15 protein-coding genes are annotated in these 19,152 nt (G+C 44.5%); 7 read left to right on the top strand and 8 right to left on the bottom strand.

Annotated features, from left to right (window positions below; translation table 11 throughout):
* The first annotated feature begins 55 nt into the window (after window positions 1-55).
* Window positions 56-625 (top strand): peptidylprolyl isomerase, encoded by a 570-nt coding sequence (locus ACEZ3G_RS05795; protein WP_432424501.1) that lies wholly within the window; start codon window positions 56-58, stop codon window positions 623-625.
* Here ACEZ3G_RS05795 and ACEZ3G_RS05790 read toward each other — a convergent pair.
* Genes ACEZ3G_RS05790 through ACEZ3G_RS05780 form a run of 3 tightly spaced genes read right to left on the bottom strand, consistent with a single transcriptional unit; the run spans window position 618 to window position 6,989 of the window.
* Entirely contained in the window at window positions 618-2,339 is a 1,722-nt protein-coding gene (locus ACEZ3G_RS05790; RefSeq protein ID WP_432424500.1) for a M28 family peptidase, read from the bottom strand. The genes ACEZ3G_RS05795 and ACEZ3G_RS05790 overlap by 8 nt on opposite strands.
* Before the next feature lie 21 nt (window positions 2,340-2,360).
* Window positions 2,361-3,812 (bottom strand): M20/M25/M40 family metallo-hydrolase, encoded by a 1,452-nt coding sequence (locus ACEZ3G_RS05785; RefSeq protein WP_432424499.1) that lies wholly within the window; start codon window positions 3,810-3,812, stop codon window positions 2,361-2,363.
* A 15-nt stretch (window positions 3,813-3,827) separates the two neighbouring features.
* Window positions 3,828-6,989, bottom strand: coding sequence for a WD40/YVTN/BNR-like repeat-containing protein (locus ACEZ3G_RS05780; RefSeq protein WP_432424498.1), 3,162 nt, complete (start codon window positions 6,987-6,989; stop codon window positions 3,828-3,830).
* 108 nt (window positions 6,990-7,097) lie between these two features.
* On the opposite strand from ACEZ3G_RS05780, the gene ACEZ3G_RS05775 reads away from it, so the two are divergent.
* A complete protein-coding gene (locus tag ACEZ3G_RS05775; protein ID WP_432424497.1) occupies window positions 7,098-8,396 on the top strand; it encodes an aminopeptidase P family protein in 1,299 nt (432 codons plus the stop codon).
* Window positions 8,397-8,769: 373 nt separating this feature from the next.
* Window positions 8,770-9,540, top strand: coding sequence for an exodeoxyribonuclease III (locus tag ACEZ3G_RS05770; RefSeq protein WP_432424496.1), 771 nt, complete (start codon window positions 8,770-8,772; stop codon window positions 9,538-9,540).
* Between the two features lie 183 nt (window positions 9,541-9,723).
* Here the strand turns inward: ACEZ3G_RS05770 and ACEZ3G_RS05765 are convergent, their stop codons facing one another.
* Together ACEZ3G_RS05765 and brnQ are read right to left on the bottom strand one after the other, a co-directional pair.
* The gene (locus ACEZ3G_RS05765; RefSeq protein WP_432424495.1) at window positions 9,724-10,512 is read right to left on the bottom strand and encodes a hypothetical protein; all 789 of its coding nucleotides are present in this window, start codon (window positions 10,510-10,512) and stop codon (window positions 9,724-9,726) included.
* 101 nt (window positions 10,513-10,613) lie between these two features.
* On the bottom strand, window positions 10,614-11,903 hold the full coding sequence (brnQ, locus tag ACEZ3G_RS05760) for a branched-chain amino acid transport system II carrier protein (protein ID WP_432424494.1): 1,290 nt from the start codon (window positions 11,901-11,903) through the stop codon (window positions 10,614-10,616).
* 79 nt (window positions 11,904-11,982) lie between these two features.
* Between brnQ and ACEZ3G_RS05755 the strand changes: the two genes are divergently transcribed.
* Window positions 11,983-12,135, top strand: a complete 153-nt coding sequence (locus ACEZ3G_RS05755; RefSeq protein ID WP_432424493.1) for a hypothetical protein — start codon at window positions 11,983-11,985, stop codon at window positions 12,133-12,135.
* Between the two features lie 60 nt (window positions 12,136-12,195).
* Window positions 12,196-12,414, top strand: a complete 219-nt coding sequence (locus tag ACEZ3G_RS05750) for a hypothetical protein (protein ID WP_432424492.1) — start codon at window positions 12,196-12,198, stop codon at window positions 12,412-12,414.
* 187 nt (window positions 12,415-12,601) lie between these two features.
* Here ACEZ3G_RS05750 and ACEZ3G_RS05745 read toward each other — a convergent pair whose 3' ends face one another.
* The 3 genes from ACEZ3G_RS05745 to ACEZ3G_RS05735 form a co-directional block, all read right to left on the bottom strand.
* Window positions 12,602-13,633 (bottom strand): alpha/beta fold hydrolase, encoded by a 1,032-nt coding sequence (locus ACEZ3G_RS05745; RefSeq protein ID WP_432424491.1) that lies wholly within the window; start codon window positions 13,631-13,633, stop codon window positions 12,602-12,604.
* A gap of 7 nt (window positions 13,634-13,640) precedes the next feature.
* Window positions 13,641-14,693, bottom strand: coding sequence for a thiamine-phosphate kinase (gene thiL / locus ACEZ3G_RS05740; RefSeq protein ID WP_432424490.1), 1,053 nt, complete (start codon window positions 14,691-14,693; stop codon window positions 13,641-13,643).
* 91 nt (window positions 14,694-14,784) lie between these two features.
* Window positions 14,785-16,242 (bottom strand): Gfo/Idh/MocA family protein, encoded by a 1,458-nt coding sequence (locus ACEZ3G_RS05735; protein WP_432424489.1) that lies wholly within the window; start codon window positions 16,240-16,242, stop codon window positions 14,785-14,787.
* 279 nt (window positions 16,243-16,521) lie between these two features.
* On the opposite strand from ACEZ3G_RS05735, the gene ACEZ3G_RS05730 reads away from it, so the two are divergent.
* Window positions 16,522-17,781, top strand: coding sequence for a choice-of-anchor B family protein (locus tag ACEZ3G_RS05730; protein ID WP_432424488.1), 1,260 nt, complete (start codon window positions 16,522-16,524; stop codon window positions 17,779-17,781).
* Window positions 17,778-19,118 carry a hypothetical protein gene (locus ACEZ3G_RS05725; RefSeq protein ID WP_432424487.1) on the top strand — a complete coding sequence of 447 codons (1,341 nt, stop codon included), beginning with the start codon at window positions 17,778-17,780 and terminating at the stop codon, window positions 19,116-19,118. The genes ACEZ3G_RS05730 and ACEZ3G_RS05725 overlap by 4 nt, the downstream gene beginning before the upstream one ends.
* Window positions 19,119-19,152 lie beyond the last annotated feature (34 nt).

Raw genomic sequence — 19,152 nt, 5'->3', positions numbered from 1 at the left:
AGAGGGGCTCATTTAATGGGCCTCTTTTTTTATCTTCGCCATAGATAGTATTCAGATGTATAAATTATTCCTACCGTTATTGCTCTTGATGGCATCTTGTCCCAACGATAAGGTTTATGAAGTTGGTCAGATTATAACCCCGAAAGGCGAAATTTTGATATGGCTGCACGACGAAACCCCAAACCATAAAAAAAGCTTTATTCAATTGGCCAATGACGGATATTGGGACTCATTGACCTTCAATAGGGTCATTCCCGATTTTGTCGCCCAGGGCGGTTGCCCCGACACTCCCGAAGGGTTCAATGACCCCGAATATCTTTTGGCTCCAGAGTTTAGTGAAAAACTGTTGCACGATTATGGTGCTTTTGGGGCCGGTAGAGACGGTAACGCGGAAAAACTCTCGGCACGCTGCCAGTTTTATATCGTGCAGAATAAGAATGGCGAGCACCGTTTGGATGGTGATTATACGGTATATGGCAAAGTGATAAAGGGAATGGATGTGGTGGATGCCATTGTCAATGTACCCCGCGATACGATCGATGAGCCGTTGGTTCCAATTTCACTGGATGTCAATATCATTGAGATGAAGGCAAAAGACCTTAAGGAATATGCAGTCATCAATTAGTTTTTTTCAAGTTTTTGATCTCTTTTTCCACAGAAGCCTTAAGTTGTTTTTGGGCTGATTCGATGGCTTTTGCCAATTTTTCGCTGGGGGTATTTTCCATATCGGTCAGCGTTTGCATCGCCTTCAAATACCAATCTCGCCAAGCTTCGATAATTTGTACTTCTTGCCCAATTTTAGCATCTGCCTTGATGTTTTCAAGGCTCAGTTGTAATTCTTCTTCGATTCGGTTTTCCGCCGCTTTTTCCAAAGCGGCCAATTGGCCCAAAGCGGTATCGGTGTCTGAATTCAGCAGCGTAAATGCACTTACCAATGCGCCCGTACCTACATTTTTGAGGGTTTCTTGTGAAACTTTGTCCATACGGTCATTATCGGTATGGTAAAACTGGTCGGTAAAATGCCAAAGCAACAGCCCTGGAATATTGGCCTTTAGGAACGGTATGTGATCGCTGCCCCCTTCAAAGGGATTGGTGTTTACTTCCCAATCTGCATATTCCCCTTGTTTTTTAAAGTTTGTCAACATAAAGTCGTTGAGGTAGTGGGGTTTCATATCAGAGAGTTTCATGACCTCACCGCCCCATTCACTATGTTTATCATTGCCCCTGGTCCAAATGGCACTTGGGTCGGGCATTTTTTCAATTAAAAAAGAACCTCCGGTAATTGCAGTATTCTCTCCTACCATATCGAGGCTAAGGCCCCATTTTATTTTCTCGGAACGAGCTGCATCCTCCGTAATATACCGATGGGTAGAAACTATTTCATCGCCCCACAAAAAAGTTAAGGTGCGATTCAAATCGATTTTCTTGCTTTTTAGCAAATCGGCAGTCAAAACCGCCATCTCAAGTTGTGCGCCCACACCAGAGGCATTGTCGTTCGCCCCGGGCTCTTGAATGTGCGCGCTGAACACCAATCGCTCATCTGGATTTTCGCTCCCTTTCACGTCGGCAACAATAGTAAGTTCTTCGGATGGATAAATCTTCGTTTTAACTTTTACAAAAAGTACTACTTTTCCCTCGGCCATGGCTTTCTTAAGCTTTTCGTTTGCAGCATAGGAAAGTGCAATGCCCCATGCAGTGGATTCTGCTTGATACGGAAAGCTTCTAAATTGAATCGAAGTCGTATTCTTTTCGGGTTGTAGGTATTTCGGATTGTTATAGGTTATAATACCCAAGGCGCCCTGTTTTATGATAGCTTCCTCAAAAATGCCATGGGCCGAAAACGTAGCGTATACTATTTTTCCCTTTACATCATGATTTTCGATTTCTTCGGGCTTTTTAATATGTACAACCTCGGCCGTTATCCCTTCCGGTGGGGTCGAAACCGAGTTGACGTAGATCATATTTCGGTTCGTCGTAAAATTTAAGAGCGCCGTGTCTTGACCTATAATGGCCATTGAGGCATCTACAGGTTCCCAAGTGGGATTTTCCATGGCCCGCTTTTCGATTCGATAGGTCAATCGGTCATACTGCGTGGCGTTTTCCTCTAAAACATAGCCCGCTTTTTCCAATTCTTCTGCAATTCTGTAAACGGTTTTATTGAACCCCGTATTACCTGTGATGCGCCAATATTTCTCAACGAAATCTACGGTTTCATAGGCCAATTCTCCTGTAAACAACGGACGGACCAATTCAAAATACTCTTCGGTATTTTTATTTTGTCCGAAGCAGCTTATGATTCCGAGAACGGATACCGTTAGTCCAAGTATAATCCTATTCATGCCATTTGGAATTTCATGATTTTATTGGTCCCACTTCCAGTCATTTCCGATGATCAGCTTTTCCTTAAGATTGTTCTTGATCATGAATTCCTTGGTAGTCTCACTATCCATTTTGGTTGCGGGAAGTTTATCCGCATTGGCGAGGCCATAAAGCATCATGGTACCAAAACGGGCCGTGTTGGTAATATGTTCTTTGTTGACCAGATCAAAATCATCACAATCGGAATGGTAACACCCATAAATGGAACGATCAAGGTTGCTATGTACCGATAATATGGGTACGCCTTCAAGCATAAAAGGCTGGTGGTCGCTATGCAGACCGGATCGGTTTGAAAAATCGTTTTTGTAGATAGTATCCTGCATTTGTATGGCCTCGCCCAAAGATTTGAAAAAGGCTTCATCATCCAATTTTCCGCCTGCGTTCATCCCGATAGGATTGCCCGACATATCAAGGTTCATCATATACTTTATATTGTCAATGGTTCCGTTTTTGATGGCCTCATTGACAAAATGTTTAGACCCCAAAAGTCCTTGCTCCTCACCCATGAACATCATAAATTTTATGGTTCGTTTGGGGCTTAGGTTATTCGCTTTGAAAGCTCTTGCGATATCGAGTACCGCAAACGAACCGATACCGTTATCGATAGCTCCCGTTGCCAGATCCCAAGAATCTAAATGCCCTCCGATAACGATTACCTCATCGGGCAATTCGCTTCCTTTCAAGGTAGCGATAACGTTTCTTGCCTTGATCATGTCGCTCTTATTGGTCATTTCGATATCGGCTGTAGCTTTGCCATTTTTTAGCGACTCTTTTAAAGCCATTCCGTCTTCCTTGCCGATACAGACCGCAGGAATCGGAATCAATTCCCCGGTTACCGATGCGGTGCCCGTCAACAGAACGCCATTGTCGACTTGGTTGATGATGATAATGCCGATTGCGCCGTATTTGATGGCCAAGGCGGTTTTTTCGCTTCGGTGCAAATTGGTAAGTCCTTCTTCACTTCCTTCCAGAATACCAATGTAGACCAGTGATATCTTACCTTTCACCGCATCTGGACTGTTTTGATAATCCACTTCCAATCCATTGCCCATATCGACAATTTCGCCGGTAACACTTGCTTCCACGGGAGAATGGCCCAAAGTAACCACTTTAACATCCTCATCATTGATTTTGAGCGCCACCTGATCCCGTGCCCAGGCTTCGACCTCAAAAGTTTGGAAGGCAACATCCTCAAAACCGTATTCCTTGAACTTGTTATAGGTATATTCCTCGGCCTTGGCCCCGTTTTCGGAGCCTGTCAAACGATGGCCGATGGTTTTTGTGGCTTCTTCCAATGTGGTGTATGCCTTTGAATTTTGTTTAATCTCTGCATCGAGCCTTGCAAAGAGTTCGGCTCGGGTCTCTTCTTTTTTAGTTTCGGTGCAAGAAAATACAAGTAACAATGCGATTATAAAAGGTGTGATTCTTTTCATATTTAATTCAATAGTTTATGATTTGATTTTTTTATCCAGTTTTATTTGAAATTCGCTCTTTTTAAGTTGGGCATTCAATTTTTTTACCTCTACGCCCATGAATTTTTTGAACTTCTTGTCCACATCTTCCAACCGCTTATTAAAAATTGCATATACTTCCCGTTGTTGGTCGGTGGGTTTGAAATCAATGCCGTTTCCAGTTATATCGCTGGCAAGGGCGCTTAACCTCCCATAGAGTTTCATCGGTGACCTAAAGGCATCTTCCCGCGCACCCGTCAAATGGATGTCATATAGAGAGCCTGCAATTGATTCCGCCAAAACCCGAAGTTCATCTGCTTTTTCGACATCCGATTTGTTTTTTAATTTAGGGATAAGCGTTTCAAGTTCGGCCCGGATCTCCTCGATATCGTTTATCATGGTAACGGCAAGGTTCATGGCATCGCGCAGTTCCAACGAAAAGGCGACCTGTTTTTTTATGTCTTCCAAAGTGCCCTCGGTCGTCGGGTCTTTCAGTACTTCGACCTCCCTGACATATTCTTCTTCCCCGATGACCAATTTGACTTTATAGCTATCAGGAACCACTTTTGGCCCGTATTGACCTCGCATCAGATCGAGGTCCCAAGTGACCAAAGGGCGCCAGCCTTCGCCATTAAGTTGTACCCAAGGTCTTCCTGGGGGGGCGGTCTGCAACTTCGGCTTAAAGGTAGGTTCATAGCGCAGGTCCCACATGACGCGATTGACACCGGGTTTGTTCTTTCCCTCCATGGTTCGCACAACTTCATTCTCTGGGGTCAAAATCTGTATTTCTATTTTCTGATCGGTACTGTCCTTTAAATAATAATTGATTTCGGCCCCATAGTCGGGATTTCTTCCTGAGTTCATGCTTGGGCCGTCGGTCTTGATACTTTGAACATTTTGAAAACGGTAGGCGGGCCGAAGGCTGAAAAGATGCGCCTCATTACCTTTGGCCTCAAGGTCATATTCGCGCAAGGGAGAAATATTGTCCAAGATGTAGTAGCCCCTGCCATAAGTACCCACGACTAAATCGTCAAACCTTTCCTGGATCTCGAGCCAATATACCGGTGCGGGGGGGAGGTTGTTTTTCAGGCGCATCCAACTTTCGCCGTCGTCTGTTGTAAAATAGATTCCATTATCAACACCGAGATAGAGCATGCCCTCCCTTTTCGGGTCTTCCTTGATGACGTGGGCAAAGCTGTGTACCGATTTTGGAACTGTTTCCGAAATCAATTTCCAACTTTGTCCATAATTCGCCGTCTTATAAACATAGGGGTCAAAGTCGCCCATTTGATGCAGGTCTACCGAGATATAAGCAGTTCCCTTTTTATATCTGGAAACTTCGATATTGGCAATCGTGCCCCATTTTGGCAGATCGAGAATGTTCTGGGTAACGTTCGTCCAATTTGCGCCGCCATCACGTGTCAATTGCACCTGCCCGTCATTGCTGCCCGTCCATATAAGTCCGGATTCCAGTGGAGATTCCACGATACTGAAGAGCACGGATCCATCAAAGGTCATCAGATTGTCAATGGCGATACCGCCTGAGCTTTGTTGATGCGTTTTTTCGTTAAGGGTCAGATCCGGACTGATGACCTGCCAACTTTGTCCGTCGTCATCACTTTTGTGCACAAATTGGCTCCCCACATAGACCCGATGTTTGGTATGGGGCGAAAAAGCCAAAGGAAAGTTCCAGTGCCATCGGTATTTCAGTTTTCCGGGTTCCCAACCGTAGGCCGCTTCGGGCCATACACGTACCTCGCGGGCATGGCCTGTTCTGGCATTGAAGCGTTCCAGTCCGCCGTCGTAACATCCCGACCAAACGATATCGTTGTCAAAAGGATCGGGTTGGGCAAAACCGCTTTCGCATCCGCCTACATCCGACCAAAGCCCAAGGGGAATATAACCTTGCCGGCTATTGCTCGGGCCTTTGTACGAATAGCCATCTTGGCGGTTTCCGTAGACGTTATACGGTATTCGGTCATCGACGGCAACATGGTACATCTGTGCGATGGGCAATACAATTCGCTGAAAACTTTTGCCATGGTTCAAGGTAATACTTGCACCGCCGTCATGGGCCACCATCATACGGTCGGCATTGGTGGGATCCAACCAAATATCGTGATTGTCGCCTCCGGCACTATATCCGCCTTTGATGGTCTTGCCACCATCTTTAGAGGTACTGAACTTTACGTTGGCAAAATAAAGTTCGTTCGGGTCGCTCGGTGAAACGGCCATGCGAATATAGTATGGGGCCCGTTCCCCGATGTCGTGGTTGCGGGTCTGCAAGGCCCAAGAGTTCCCAAAATCTTCGGAACGATATAATGCCGGACTTTCAATCTCGAACAGGGCATAAACAACGTCGGGTTCGGAGTATGAAATGGCGACGGCCGTTTTTCCGACCGGATTGTCCTTACCTCCGGGGAGACCATATTTAGAAAGGGGCTCCCAGGTCTCGCCCCCATCGGTCGTGCGATAGACCCCGCCACCGGGGCCGCCGCTGTTCAGCCCCCATGAATTGATATGGATCGACCACATGCCGACCAAAAGGCGTTCGGGATTTTTAGGGTCGATGGCCAGCTCGGCCGCACCGGTATTCTCATCCACGAAAAAGATGCGCTTCCAGGTCTTGCCGCCATCGGTGGTCTTATATACCCCTCGTTCTTGTTGAGGCCCGTAGGTATGGCCAAGGGCCGCGGCATAGACGATATCTGGATTCGTAGGATGCACGATGATCCGCCCGATCCGCCCCGTCTTTTCGAGCCCCATATTTTTCCAAGTCTTTCCGGCATCCTCGGATCTATAGATGCCGTCACCCATGGCATGTGCCGGGCGAATTACAAAGGTCTCTCCGGTACCGACCCAGACAATATCAGGGTTGGTAGGAGTAATCGCCACCGAACCGATCGAGGAAACATCCTGATCATCAAAAATGGGATTCCAATTGAGTCCGCCATCAGTCGTTTTCCAAAGTCCGCCAGAGGCCGCCCCGATATAGTTGACCATGGGGTCGCCCGACACTCCGGCAACGGCAATGGTGCGATTTCCTTCAGGGCCGATAAAACGGAATTTCAGGTTTTCAAAGATGGAAGGGTCGGTTTGTGAGGCAAGGGAAAGGGGAATGCACAGAAGCAAGGCAATGAAACGAAGTTTTATCCGCATAGTGTTCCTTAGATTATTTGAATAGCTCCTAAATTTACAAAATAGTTATGCGTCGATCGACCTGAAATTATAGGTTATTCTTACATTTAGGCAACAAATCAGATAATAATGAAATACGAACAAATTCAGAATTCCCTTTTCAAGAAGAACCGTAAAAAGTTTATGGCGCAAATGGCCCCCAAAAGCATTGCGATCTTCAATTCGAACGATATTTACCCCATAAGTGCCGATAGTACGATGCCCTTTCAGCAACATCGCGATATTTTTTATTTGAGCGGTGCCGATCAGGAAGAAACGATATTGGTTTTGTTTCCGGATGCCATGGATAAAAAACATCGGGAAATATTATTCGTTCGCGAGACCAATGAACATATCGCCGTTTGGGAAGGCGCAAAGCTGACCAAGGAAAAAGCGACCGAGGTCTCGGGCATCGAGACTGTACACTGGCTTTCCAACTTCGATAAGATTTTCTTCGACCTTATGACCGAGGCCGAAACGATCTATTTGAATACCAACGAACACTATCGGCAATCGGTCGTGACCCAGACCCGCGAGGCACGTTTTATCGAAAAGGTCAAAAAAGATTATCCCGCGCATAGCGTGGCCAAGAGCAATCCGATTTTGCAGCAGATCCGTGGGGTCAAGGAGCCAGAGGAAATCAAGTTAATGCAAAAAGCCTGCGACATTACCGAAAAAGGATTTCGCAGATTGTTGAACTTTGTGAAACCCGGAGTTTGGGAATACGAGATCGAAGCCGAACTGCTTCATGAGTTTGTGCGCAACCGCTCAAAAGGCTTTGCCTATACCCCGATCATTGCCTCGGGCAACAATGCCAACGTGCTGCACTATATCGAGAACAACCAACAATGTAAGGATGGCGACATGATCTTGATGGATGTCGCTGCGGAGTACGCCAATTATTCAAGCGATCTTACGCGAACGATTCCTGTGAACGGAAAATTTACCAAGCGTCAAAAAGAAGTCTACGAAGCAGTGCTTCGGGTCAAGAACGAGGCCACGAAAATGTTGGTGCCCGGTACCATTTGGGCCGAATATCACAAAGAATGTGGCAAGATCATGACTTCTGAACTTTTGGGCTTGGGGCTTCTCGACAAGGCCGACGTTCAAAATGAGAATCCCGAATGGCCCGCCTATAAAAAATACTTTATGCACGGTACCAGCCACCATATCGGTTTGGATACGCACGATTACGGCGAGCTCAAGACCCCGATGAAGGCGAACATGGTCTTTACCGTAGAACCGGGCATTTATATTCCCGGTGAGCAAATGGGTGTTCGTTTGGAAGATGATGTGGTCATTCAGTCGACCGGCGAGCCCTTTAACTTGATGGGCAATATTCCCATCGAGATCGAAGAGATCGAGACGTTGATGCAAAGCCCCCTCTAACTCCCCAAAAAGGGGGGACTCTGACCCGGACGGAAAATGTGATTTTGACCATTGTTTTTCTGTTAAGGTGATTTCACTAGGGAATTTTGTGAAAATACGGCAACAGTAATCGAGGTGTCGAAGAATAATAAAAAGGAAAGTATATTTTAACGTGAGCTCGATATAGCTTTGCTTTTCAATATTATATGCCGATTTTTAATTTTTTATGGTTGAATGTCAGGTCGAGCGCAGTCGAGACCTTAATTTTAGTATCGGATTTTACCTACCTCTCGACTGCGCTCGAGGGAACACGTACTTATTTTATGGATTTTTGAACATAAAAATGTCAAGTCTTAAATTGAACTCACGTTGTACTACTAAAAAAGATTAGGTTATGAAATTGGTATCATGGAACGTAAATGGAATCAGGGCAACTGTAAAAAAGGGATTTGAAGATGTCGTGGCCGACTTTAATGCGGATGTTTTCTGTATTCAAGAGACCAAGGCGCAGGACGATCAGGTAAAGGAGGCGTTAAAGGATATTACCGAATATGAAATCTTTACCAATAGCGCCGAAAAAAAAGGATACTCGGGTACGGGCATTTTGACACGGAAAAGTCCCGTTGCATTCGATCGTGATATGGGCAAGATCGAACATGATACCGAAGGCCGGATCACCCACGCCGAATATGAAAAATTCCATTTGGTCAATGTGTACGTACCGAATAGTGGCAATGGGTTAAAAAGGCTCGACTACCGTGCCATTTGGGATGTGGACTTTACCCAATACCTTTTGCAATTGCAGAAGGATAAACCCTTGATCATTACCGGGGATTTTAATGTGGCCCATACCGAGAACGATCTTGCTAACCCCAAACCGAACTACAACAAAACGTCGGGATTCACGCAAGTGGAGATTGATGGGCTGGACCATTTGATTAATACACTTGGCGTGGTGGACAGCTATCGCGAACTACACCCCGATACTTTCGATAAATATACCTTTTGGAGCCAACGTTTTGGGGCCAGATTAAGAAACGCGGGCTGGCGTATCGATTACTTTATGGTCGACCGTGCCATTTGGGACAGGGTAAAATCGGCCGAGATCCATGATCAGATCATGGGGAGCGATCATTGCCCCATTAGTTTGGAGATAGACCTATGAAATTGGTGTGGCCATTGGCACTTACCTTCCTTTCGTAATGTTGATTTTGGTGGTCTGTTCGTTTTATTTTTATTCCAAGAAGGGGGAGAAACTCTGAGTAGAATATCTTATAGTTGAAGCAATGTATCGAGATTGAACTAAAAGAACTTGTTTTTTTACTCAGTTCTTTGTTGTAAGCGGTTTTTATTTATTATTCAGTAGATAAAACTGAAATAAATTAATAATAATTGTAAGTAAGAAACCTAGAACCACAATATTATGAAGGAAATAGATAAAGTTGGCTATTCGACTTTGTGGATTAAAATTATCTGTAAATAATATATTCAAAGTATACGGTAAAATTTGTCTATAATTCCAAAATTTGTTTTTTTCGATATCGTCTATTTTCTTGTTAATTCTCTTTTTATCAATTTCGAGTTCTGTTAAATATTGTTTAATAATATCATACAGGTTTTCTTTATCATTGAAAATATTTAGTTCCAATAACTTGATATTACTATGGTCATAAATTTCAATTTCCTTATAATCATGTCCTCCAGGTATTTCCTGCCGCATTGTTTTTCCTGTGACCATAAAAGAGTCAAATTTTAAAATTCTTTTATTATCTAGATAGTTCCATGGAATTTGAGATAATTGATTAGAATACTTGTTTGTAAAGTCAGTCAACTCTGGTTTATGCTTTTTAATTAATCTATTTTCTATTTCCATTTTTTGTTCAAATGCCTGCTTCATTTTTTCATTACGTTCAAATGAGATAATATTCTTTTCAATCCTAATGCTATTTTCATTTTGATTAATTAGCTTCATATAAATCAAAGGAAAAACCAATAAGTGAAGTAATATGAAAATGGATATGGACTTAAAGAATAATCTAATCTGTTTCTGTTCTTTCTTCTTTCCTATTATCCATGCAATTCGGGATAAAAAAATGAGAAAGAAAACAACTATGAAATCCAGTATTATTTGCCACATTTAAGGGAATCTTTTCGTTAAAATTGCTTATAACAATTACATATGATCATTTACTCTAAGATACTTAAATCGTTTCAATTGAAAGGGTAACGTTAAAGACCTTAGGAGTTGTTTTTGGAGCGCGGCCAATAATCAATGTTATTAATAATAACAAAAACCACCAAAGCCGGCAACACCCACCCCATACTGTATTCTTGTAAAGGTATCCAATCGAGTATTCCCCCTTTGGGGGTTAGGGGGCTTATACTCCCCAAAAAATCAGGAACACTAAAAAGTATGGTAGTGAAAATGACCGCCCGAAATACTTTTTCGGATGCAAAACGTTCGGGTACGACGTTCAGCAAGATCAACACGATCGTAATAGGGTAGATAAACATCAAGGCGGGTACGGCAACGGCAATGATATAATGTACATCGAATTGCCCCATGGCCACGCCAAGAAAACAGCCGATAATTGACGTAATCAGATAGGCCTGTCGCGAACCGCCAAAACGGTGTTTGATAAAATCGGCGGTTCCGGTGACGATGCCTACGGCGGTAGTAAAACAGGCAAGGCTCACCAAAATACTTAAAAAGAGATTTCCGGGATTGCCCAAAGTTTTTGAGGCGATTCCGCTTAAAAGGGTCGTCCTTGAAATTTCGGGATCGAATTCGGCACCCATCAGGGCTCCGGTCAATATGAGTCCGGCGTAGATGAAAAAGAGTCCGAATCCGGCCAGCCATCCGGCATGGCGTATCAATTGTTTCTTTTCGGCAAATGAGGCTTTTTTGTCCTTGATATTGATGGAGATGATGATGACCCCCCCGACCACTACCGCGCCGATGGCATCGAAAGTTTGATAGCCTTCGAGAATACCATCGGTAAACGGACTCGCAAAAACCGTTTTCCCGAAAGTGAACTCATAATCGAATGCGGTAATTCCGATGATGAGAAACAAGATCATAATAATGCCCGGGGTCAGGATCTTACCGACAATGTCGAGAATCTTCGAACGGTTGACCACAAAAACAAAGACCAGTGCGAAGTAAACAACGCTCGTCAAGAGCGAGGGCGAACCGAAAATGGGCTGTATCGCCATTTCATGGGTTACCGAGGCCGTGCGCGGCGAAGGTAGGCTTATGGCAATGACATAAACGATATAGCAGTAAACGACACTGAATGTAGGCGATACCTTGCGAGCAAAGTCGAACATGGTGCCCTGCAATCTTGCATGGGCCAATATTCCGAAAATGGGGATCAGGACGGCTGAAAGGCAAAAGCCGAAAGCGACCAACCACCATAGTCCTCCTGATTTGAAACCCAGTAGCGGGGGTAAAATTAAATTTCCGGCTCCGAAGAACAATGAAAAAAGGGCAAAGGCGGTAACCAGGGTATCTTTCGATCTCAACATCTTCGGTCGCGTTTCAGTGCGGAAGATAATTAATAAAATCATTCGCACTGGCACTTGTTTTTCCATACAAAAATTATACGTGTCCATCATCGGCGTTATGGCACAGTTCATCGAAAAAAATGCCGTTCATCGAAAATATGGACGGAACACTATGAAAGACCCAATAAAAGACAGTAGGGAGGCGTTCTTTAAAAAGAAATGTGACATGAACCATTTCGAACCCATAAACTGATTTTTTGTTTGTTGCATCTACGGCCCCCAAATCCCGAAAATGCAATGTAAAACCTACATCATGAAGAAAGTATTTTGCAATATTTTTGGCCACCACTATGCGGTGTCAAAGAAAGTTACCTCACACATCAAAGAATATAAATGCATCCATTGTGGAAGGGAAGTGACCACCGATGTCGGTGGACATTTATCGACCCTCACCCCCGAATTGCAGGATATCAACAAAACATTGGAGATTATATATCAAAAGAGACATCAAGCCGCTGGCAATGCGGCCTAATTATGCTTTGGCAATAGAATTCAGGTAACAACTGTTGCGGAATTCAAAAGTTATTCCTGGAAATTAAGAAAGCACCTTCGTTCTCAACTGTCGTATGCCCCACAATAGTTAAGTTAGGATTGCCCTTGATTTTCGGGAATTTTTTTATTGGAATATGTTCTGCCCTAAGGGAAATTTGCCCATTGGCTCAATCTTCTTTTCTTGTTAAGTTCGAAATTATCTTGGCCGTTATTTCCGGTATCGCTTCATCGGGCAGGTCATGACCCATATTCTCGATCCACAGATGTGTCGAACCGGGTATGATCGAATCCAACTTTTTACTGTGTTCGATGGGCATCACGGGATCCTTTTCCCCATGGACCAACAATACGGGAATTTTCAAATTGCTCAATTGATCATATCGCGAACCTGATAATAGAATTGCCGCAAAATGGTGTCGGGCGGCCATTAGATTGTAACCGTCGCGTTTCTTTAGATTGTAATATGAAACTTCAGTCAAGGTCTTGACATCGATTTCACCGGTTGCACCGCCCATCAGTATTCTTTTTTGAACGATTTGGCGCTTGATCTGTCCTTTCTTGTTTCCAAAAAATCCATGGTTCAATACAGCGCTTATCATTTTTGGTAGTACTTCGTTTGACATGGGGGGCAATTTATCATCCATGACATGCCCCGATGACATTATCGATGTCAGGGTAGCAGATCTTTCGGGGTGTTCTATGGCGATTAGCTGTGCGATCATCCCTCCCATTGAGGCACCTACGATATGTGCTTTTTCAATAGCGAGCGTGTCAAGTATGGCAATGGCATCGTCGGCCATATCGTTCAAGGTGTACGGATCCAACTTTTTCCACTTTTTGACGTAGGAAGAAAGACCTGTGCCTCGATGGTCGAACCGTATTATCTCATAACCGGCATCGTTAAAATATGAAATAAAATCGGGCGGCCAGGCCAAGGCATCTTGTCCGTTGCCCATAATCAAAAGCACCGTGCCCTTTTTATTCGTTTTTGCAGGTATTTGCTCGTACCATATTTTGTTTCCGTCGTTGACCGCATAACCGGTTTGCCCTTTGACGACCTCTGGCGGGGCCGTTTTAAGTACCGATCTGATTGTTCGTCTCTGTTCTTTTGAGAGTTTGGGAATAGGAGCACATCCCAAAAGTGACAATATCAAGAACAAAATGGATAAATAACGGGCCGATTTTACCATACCTGCCATATCAATTCTATTTGGGTGGATCGAAAGAATTCCATCCCTGAGCCGTCAACGGTATTTTGGTATTGGCCCTTGAGATCAAATGAGCCCCATCGGCGATATCGGTCATGTGCCCGATTACCGTTAAATTCGGATTGCCCTTGATCCTGTCGAAATCACTTTGATCGATCGTGAACAACAGTTCGTAATCTTCACCGCCATTGAGGGCTACGGTCGTGCTGTCCAATTTGAACTCTTCACAGGCCGAAATGACCGTGGGATCCAATGGAATTTTCTCCTCGAACAAATTACATCCTACCTTGCTGTTCTTGCAGAGATGCAAGATTTCTGAGGAAAGCCCATCGCTGATATCGATCATCGCCGTAGGTTTGACGTTCAGGTCGTTCAAAAGTTTGACCATGTCTTTTCGAGCCTCTGGTTTTAATTGTCGTTCGACAATGTACGAATAGGGTTCAAGGTCGGGCTGGTTGTTTGGGTTTACCTTAAAAACCTCTTTTTCGCGCTCCAGTACCTGTAGGCCTAGATAAGCTCCGCCAAGGTCGCCTGTGACGACCAAAAGATCATTGGGTTTGGCTCCGTCTCGGTAGGTTATTTTTTCTTCGGATGCTTCCCCCAGTGCGGTGATGCTGATCAGTAATCCTGTTTGTGACGATGTCGTATCGCCTCCGATCAAATCGACCCCATAGGTTTTGGTCGCCAGCAGAATTCCCGCATACAATTCTTCCAAAGCCTCCAGCGGGAAGCGGTTCGAAGCTGCTATGGACACCGTAATCTGCGTCGCTTGGGCATTCATGGCATATACATCGGAGAGATTTACCATTACGGCCTTATAGCCCAAATGTTTCAAGGGCATATAGCTGAGGTCGAAGTGAATCCCCTCAATAAGCAAGTCTGTGGTAACGACGGCCTTTTTGTCACCAAAGTCAAGTATTGCGGCATCGTCCCCGATGCCTTTTAAAGTCGATTCGTTTTGAATCTGGAAATTTTGGGTGAGATGGTCTATAAGTCCGAATTCACCCAGTTTTTCCAAAGAGGTGCGTTCTTGATTTTTGTCTTCTAGCATGGCACAAAAGTAAGGTGTAAATACAAAATTCATGAATAAAAAAAACCGAAGACATCAATCCCCGGTTTTGATATTCTTAATTGCAGAAGACTTATCCTAAAGAATAACCATCTCGGTACGTGCGTTTTACATATTTGTTGGCAGGTTCGAAATTGGTAATTTTCATATTCTCGGCATCCCAAAGTAGGCGCTTTCTACCGTAGTAGCGGGCACCACTGCCCCAGAAGCCCGTATTTTCTATTGTGGGATCTTCTTCGAAATAGGCTTTTAGCGCCAAATTACCGATAAGGATGCTTTCGGTGAAAGGTCCGGCATAGTCGAACGATGAGCTGGTCTCGGCATTGCCATAACCTGCGATACAGGCATTTACCCATTGAAGGTAGTGCCCCTCGGGAACCCTTGCGATGGTTTCCTCGACTTCAAATTGTTCGTTGAGTGTCAAAGGCAATAGCCTAGGGTTGGCCCCGTAACAATCGGCCAACAATTTCCCTTTGGTACCGATAAAGAGCACACCGCCGTCCCAGTTGCCCAACGCTTCGTCATCGCCCATTTCGTCGGGTCGCTCGGGGAGTAGTCCACCATCCATCCAAGTAACTTTTACAGTGCCCATTCCGTCGGTTCTCGGATAGCTTAGATGTATCTTACTAGAATTCGGAAAACTTCCTGGGTACTCCTTATACTGAAAATTACCGATAAAAGAGTCTGAGACACTACATTCCACACTATTTGGATAGAGAATGGGAAGTATTCGATATACGGGATCCATAATATGACAGGCCATATCGCCGAGGGCTCCTGTGCCGAAGTCTGACCAGCCCCTCCAGTCGAATGGTAAATAGGCATCGTTGTAATCCCTCATTTTGGCGGTACCGAGCCACAGGTCCCAATCCAGACCTTTGGGAATTTTATTTTTTTTCGTCGGTGTTTGCAGTGCTTGTGGCCAAATGGCACGGTTTGTCCAGCATTTTACCGTATGTACCTCACCAATGATGCCCGTATCATAGATTTCCTTCATTTTTCGAACACCGTCCCCGGAACCGCCTTGATTCCCCATTTGGGTGACGACCTTGAATTCTTTTGCGGCCTCGGTCAGCATTCTGGCCTCCCAAATATCATGGGTAAGCGGTTTTTGAACGTAGACGTGCTTGCCCATGGCCATGGCCTGATAGGCCGCCACGGCGTGGTTATGGTCCGGTGTCGATACCGATACCGCATCGATATTGTCCTTTTCCTTTTCGAGCATTTTTCTAAAGTCGTGGTAGTAGCTCGCCTTTGGAAAAGATTCGCGCGATTTTACGGCCTGTCTGTCATCTACATCACAAAGGGCAACGATATTGACATTCGGACTCTCGGCAAAAGATGCGATATCGCTTGTTCCCTTTCCGCCGGCCCCGATACCGGCAATATTCAGTTTGTCGCTAGGGGGCACGAAACCCTGGCCTCCCAATACGTGTCTAGGCACGATCATGAATCCAGCTGCGGCCAGTCCAGAATTCTTGACAAAAGTTCTTCGTGATTTGTTCATTGGTTCGGTCTTCTTTTTAGGCATAAAGCTATACGGTTTAACAGTTTAAAAAAGTGAGCATCAAGATAATCAATTCTATTGGATTGAAGGTAGATGCCTCCAAAATTTTAGGGGACAATATTACCGAATCATTATCTTTGACCTAACGAATTCAATTTCAATGCTATGAAATGAGCATAAGCAAATTTAATTTTTTGCATACCAACCGAAATAATTAAATTTTTTATGCGAAAGCGCAGCGGTTGATTTATGCATAAAATTTTTATTATACTCATTTTTAGATTAATACAAATTTTTAAATAAATGAAAAGATCAATTGTCTTGCTGGTAGTCATACTATTCTATTTCTCAGGATGCTCCAATGACCAAGAAAACCCCGTTGCGGACGATAATGGTATAGAGGGCGAAGGCAATCAAGTCGAAACGGCCTTCAAACCCTGTGATAATGGTAAGGCAGGTGAATACCCCTGTGAGGGATTTGATCTTTTGGGGCAGATTCCTTTGGCCGATTTCAGCGCCCGGGCCGCCAATGATATTTGGGGTTGGACCGATGTAACCACAGGAAAAGAGTACGCATTGATGGGACTGGACAACGGAACCGCCTTCATCGATATATCGGATACCGAAAATTTAATCTATTTGGGCAAGCTGCCAACCGCCACGGTCTCCGATACGTGGAGAGACATTAAAGTTCATCAAGACCATGCCTTTGTTGTAGCGGACAATAATTCGGGTGACGATGCCCATGGTATGCAAGTATTTGATTTGACCCGCTTGCGCGATGTGGCAAACCCGCCCCAGACTTTTGATGCCGATGCACATTATACCGGTTTGGGAAGGGCCCATAATATTGTTATCAATGAAGATACCGGTTTTGCCTATGTGGTCGGCACCAATCGGGGAGATGCCTTTCAGGGCGGGGCACATTTCATTGATATTCAAGACCCTAAGAACCCTGTGCCGGTGGGGGGCTACGGTGCCAGTGGATACTCACATGATGCACAAGTAGTTACCTATAATGGCCCCGATACAGATTATACAGGCTCTGAAATCTATATCGGGGCGAACGAGACCAATGTAATAATTGCCGACGTGACCGATAAGGACAATCCTGTCGAAATTTCTTCCTTGTCTTACGGTAACAGGGCCTATACACACCAAGGGTGGTTTACAGAAGACCAACGTTATTTCATACTAGGAGACGAACTTGATGAAATAAACTTTGGCACCAATACGCGTACGTTGGTCTTTGATTTTACCGATTTGGACAATCCCGTACTACACACGGAATACACTGGCCCAGTCTCGGCGATCGATCATAACGGTTACGTAAAGGGCGATGAATATTATCTGGCCAATTATACGGCAGGCATACGCGTACTTGATATTTCCGGCATTGATGCAAAATCGATTGTGCAAGCAGGGTTTTTCGATACCTTCCCTACCTCTAATACCGCTGGTTTTAATGGTGTTTGGAGTGTGTATCCTTATTTTGAAAGCGGTAAGATCATTGTCAGCGATATCAACCGCGGCCTTTTTGTGGTCAAAAAGTCGAATTCATGAACAAATGCCTTTTCATTCCATTACTTTTTGTGCTAATTTCTTGTTCTACGGATAGCGAAAATTTTGATGGCCGTTCAGAGGTCGCTTTTATTGGCGAACTAGAATGGGTGAAGCGTTTTGGCGGTTCAGGTGAAGAAACGGCACGTAAGATAATTGGCACTTCAGATGGCGGTTTTGCCGTTTTGGGGTATACGAATAGCGTTGATGGCGACCTTGACTTCAAAAACCTTCCCGTCGATGATTATTGGTTGCTTAAGTTCGACGCTATGGGTGATCTTGAATGGAACAGAACCTATGGTGGAAGCGGGCAAGATCTAGGACAAAGTTTGGTGCAGACCTCAGATGGAGGATTCGCTTTGACCGGATATGCCCAAAGTGCGGATGGCGATGGAAGCAACAATGAAGGATTTCATGACAATTGGATAATCAAGTTGAATGCCCAAGGTAGTATCGAATGGGAGAGAAGTTACGGTTTTTCGGGTCACGATCACTCCTACGATATCCTACAAACCGAAGATGGGGGATTTTTCTTCGTGGGATTTTTGGATATAACATTGGCCAGGGCTGACGGATACAATGAAAAAGGAAGCTCGCTTACCCGCCATGGAGTAGGTGAATTCTGGGGGACCAAGATCGATGCCATGGGGAATATCGAATGGCGAAGTTATTTTGGGGGTTCGAACAACGATAGGGCCCATGCCGTGGTACAGGCCGATGATGGGGGCTTTGTAATGACTGGTTTTTCCGAGAGCGTAGATTTTGATGTAAGCGATAGCAAGGGCAGCTATGATTTTTGGGTCGTAAAGGTCGATGTTGATGGCAATTTGTTGTGGCAACGTTCCTTTGGTGGCTCAGGTATCGAAATAGCACAGGATATTGCCAAAACGAATGACAATGGTTACGTAATAACGGGCAATACTTTCAGCAATGATACCGATGTAGCAAAGAATAACGGCGAATCCGATATTTGGCTGATCAAAATCGACGATAAGGGCAATCTTGTTTGGGAAAGGACTTTTGGAGGAACATTGTTTGACGCGGCGCAAAGCGTAAGAACCTGTTCCGATGGAGGCTTTATGGTCACCGGAAATTCAAAAAGCAATGATGTCGATTTAATCCACAATGAGGGAGAGAATGATATCTGGCTTGTGAAAACCGATTCAGAAGGGCATATGGTTTGGCAAAAAACCTTTGGAGGTTCGGGAGTCGACTTCGGGTTCGACACTTTAGAAAATTCCGACAAAAGTATTATCGTCGTCGGGGAGACCTCAAGCTCCGATTTTCCTGATCTTCAAAATAGGGGAAAGACCGACCTGATAGTAATGAAAATCAGATAAGTCACTTTCTTTTTCTTAGGTAACTACTACCATA

Origin of the sequence: Meishania litoralis, assembly GCF_042611095.1 — a bacterium.
Taxonomy (GTDB): Bacteria; Bacteroidota; Bacteroidia; order Flavobacteriales; family Flavobacteriaceae; genus Meishania; species Meishania litoralis.
The sequence above is the reverse complement of the archived record's forward strand: the minus strand, read 5'-3'. Positions and strand labels throughout refer to the sequence as shown.

What these genes read in the sequence shown, in the direction of transcription:
- ACEZ3G_RS05775 (WP_432424497.1), top strand. Translation starts at nt 7,098, where the DNA reads ATGAAATACGAACAAATTCAGAATTCCCTTTTCAAGAAGAACCGTAAA.
- brnQ (WP_432424494.1), bottom strand. Translation starts at nt 11,903, where the DNA reads ATGTTGAGATCGAAAGATACCCTGGTTACCGCCTTTGCCCTTTTTTCA.
- ACEZ3G_RS05765 (WP_432424495.1), bottom strand. Translation starts at nt 10,512, where the DNA reads ATGTGGCAAATAATACTGGATTTCATAGTTGTTTTCTTTCTCATTTTT.
- ACEZ3G_RS05725 (WP_432424487.1), top strand. Translation starts at nt 17,778, where the DNA reads ATGAACAAATGCCTTTTCATTCCATTACTTTTTGTGCTAATTTCTTGT.
- ACEZ3G_RS05790 (WP_432424500.1), bottom strand. Translation starts at nt 2,339, where the DNA reads ATGAATAGGATTATACTTGGACTAACGGTATCCGTTCTCGGAATCATA.
- ACEZ3G_RS05780 (WP_432424498.1), bottom strand. Translation starts at nt 6,989, where the DNA reads ATGCGGATAAAACTTCGTTTCATTGCCTTGCTTCTGTGCATTCCCCTT.
- thiL (WP_432424490.1), bottom strand. Translation starts at nt 14,693, where the DNA reads ATGCTAGAAGACAAAAATCAAGAACGCACCTCTTTGGAAAAACTGGGT.
- ACEZ3G_RS05750 (WP_432424492.1), top strand. Translation starts at nt 12,196, where the DNA reads ATGAAGAAAGTATTTTGCAATATTTTTGGCCACCACTATGCGGTGTCA.
- ACEZ3G_RS05795 (WP_432424501.1), top strand. Translation starts at nt 56, where the DNA reads ATGTATAAATTATTCCTACCGTTATTGCTCTTGATGGCATCTTGTCCC.
- ACEZ3G_RS05785 (WP_432424499.1), bottom strand. Translation starts at nt 3,812, where the DNA reads ATGAAAAGAATCACACCTTTTATAATCGCATTGTTACTTGTATTTTCT.
- ACEZ3G_RS05770 (WP_432424496.1), top strand. Translation starts at nt 8,770, where the DNA reads ATGAAATTGGTATCATGGAACGTAAATGGAATCAGGGCAACTGTAAAA.
- ACEZ3G_RS05730 (WP_432424488.1), top strand. Translation starts at nt 16,522, where the DNA reads ATGAAAAGATCAATTGTCTTGCTGGTAGTCATACTATTCTATTTCTCA.
- ACEZ3G_RS05735 (WP_432424489.1), bottom strand. Translation starts at nt 16,242, where the DNA reads ATGCCTAAAAAGAAGACCGAACCAATGAACAAATCACGAAGAACTTTT.
- ACEZ3G_RS05745 (WP_432424491.1), bottom strand. Translation starts at nt 13,633, where the DNA reads ATGGCAGGTATGGTAAAATCGGCCCGTTATTTATCCATTTTGTTCTTG.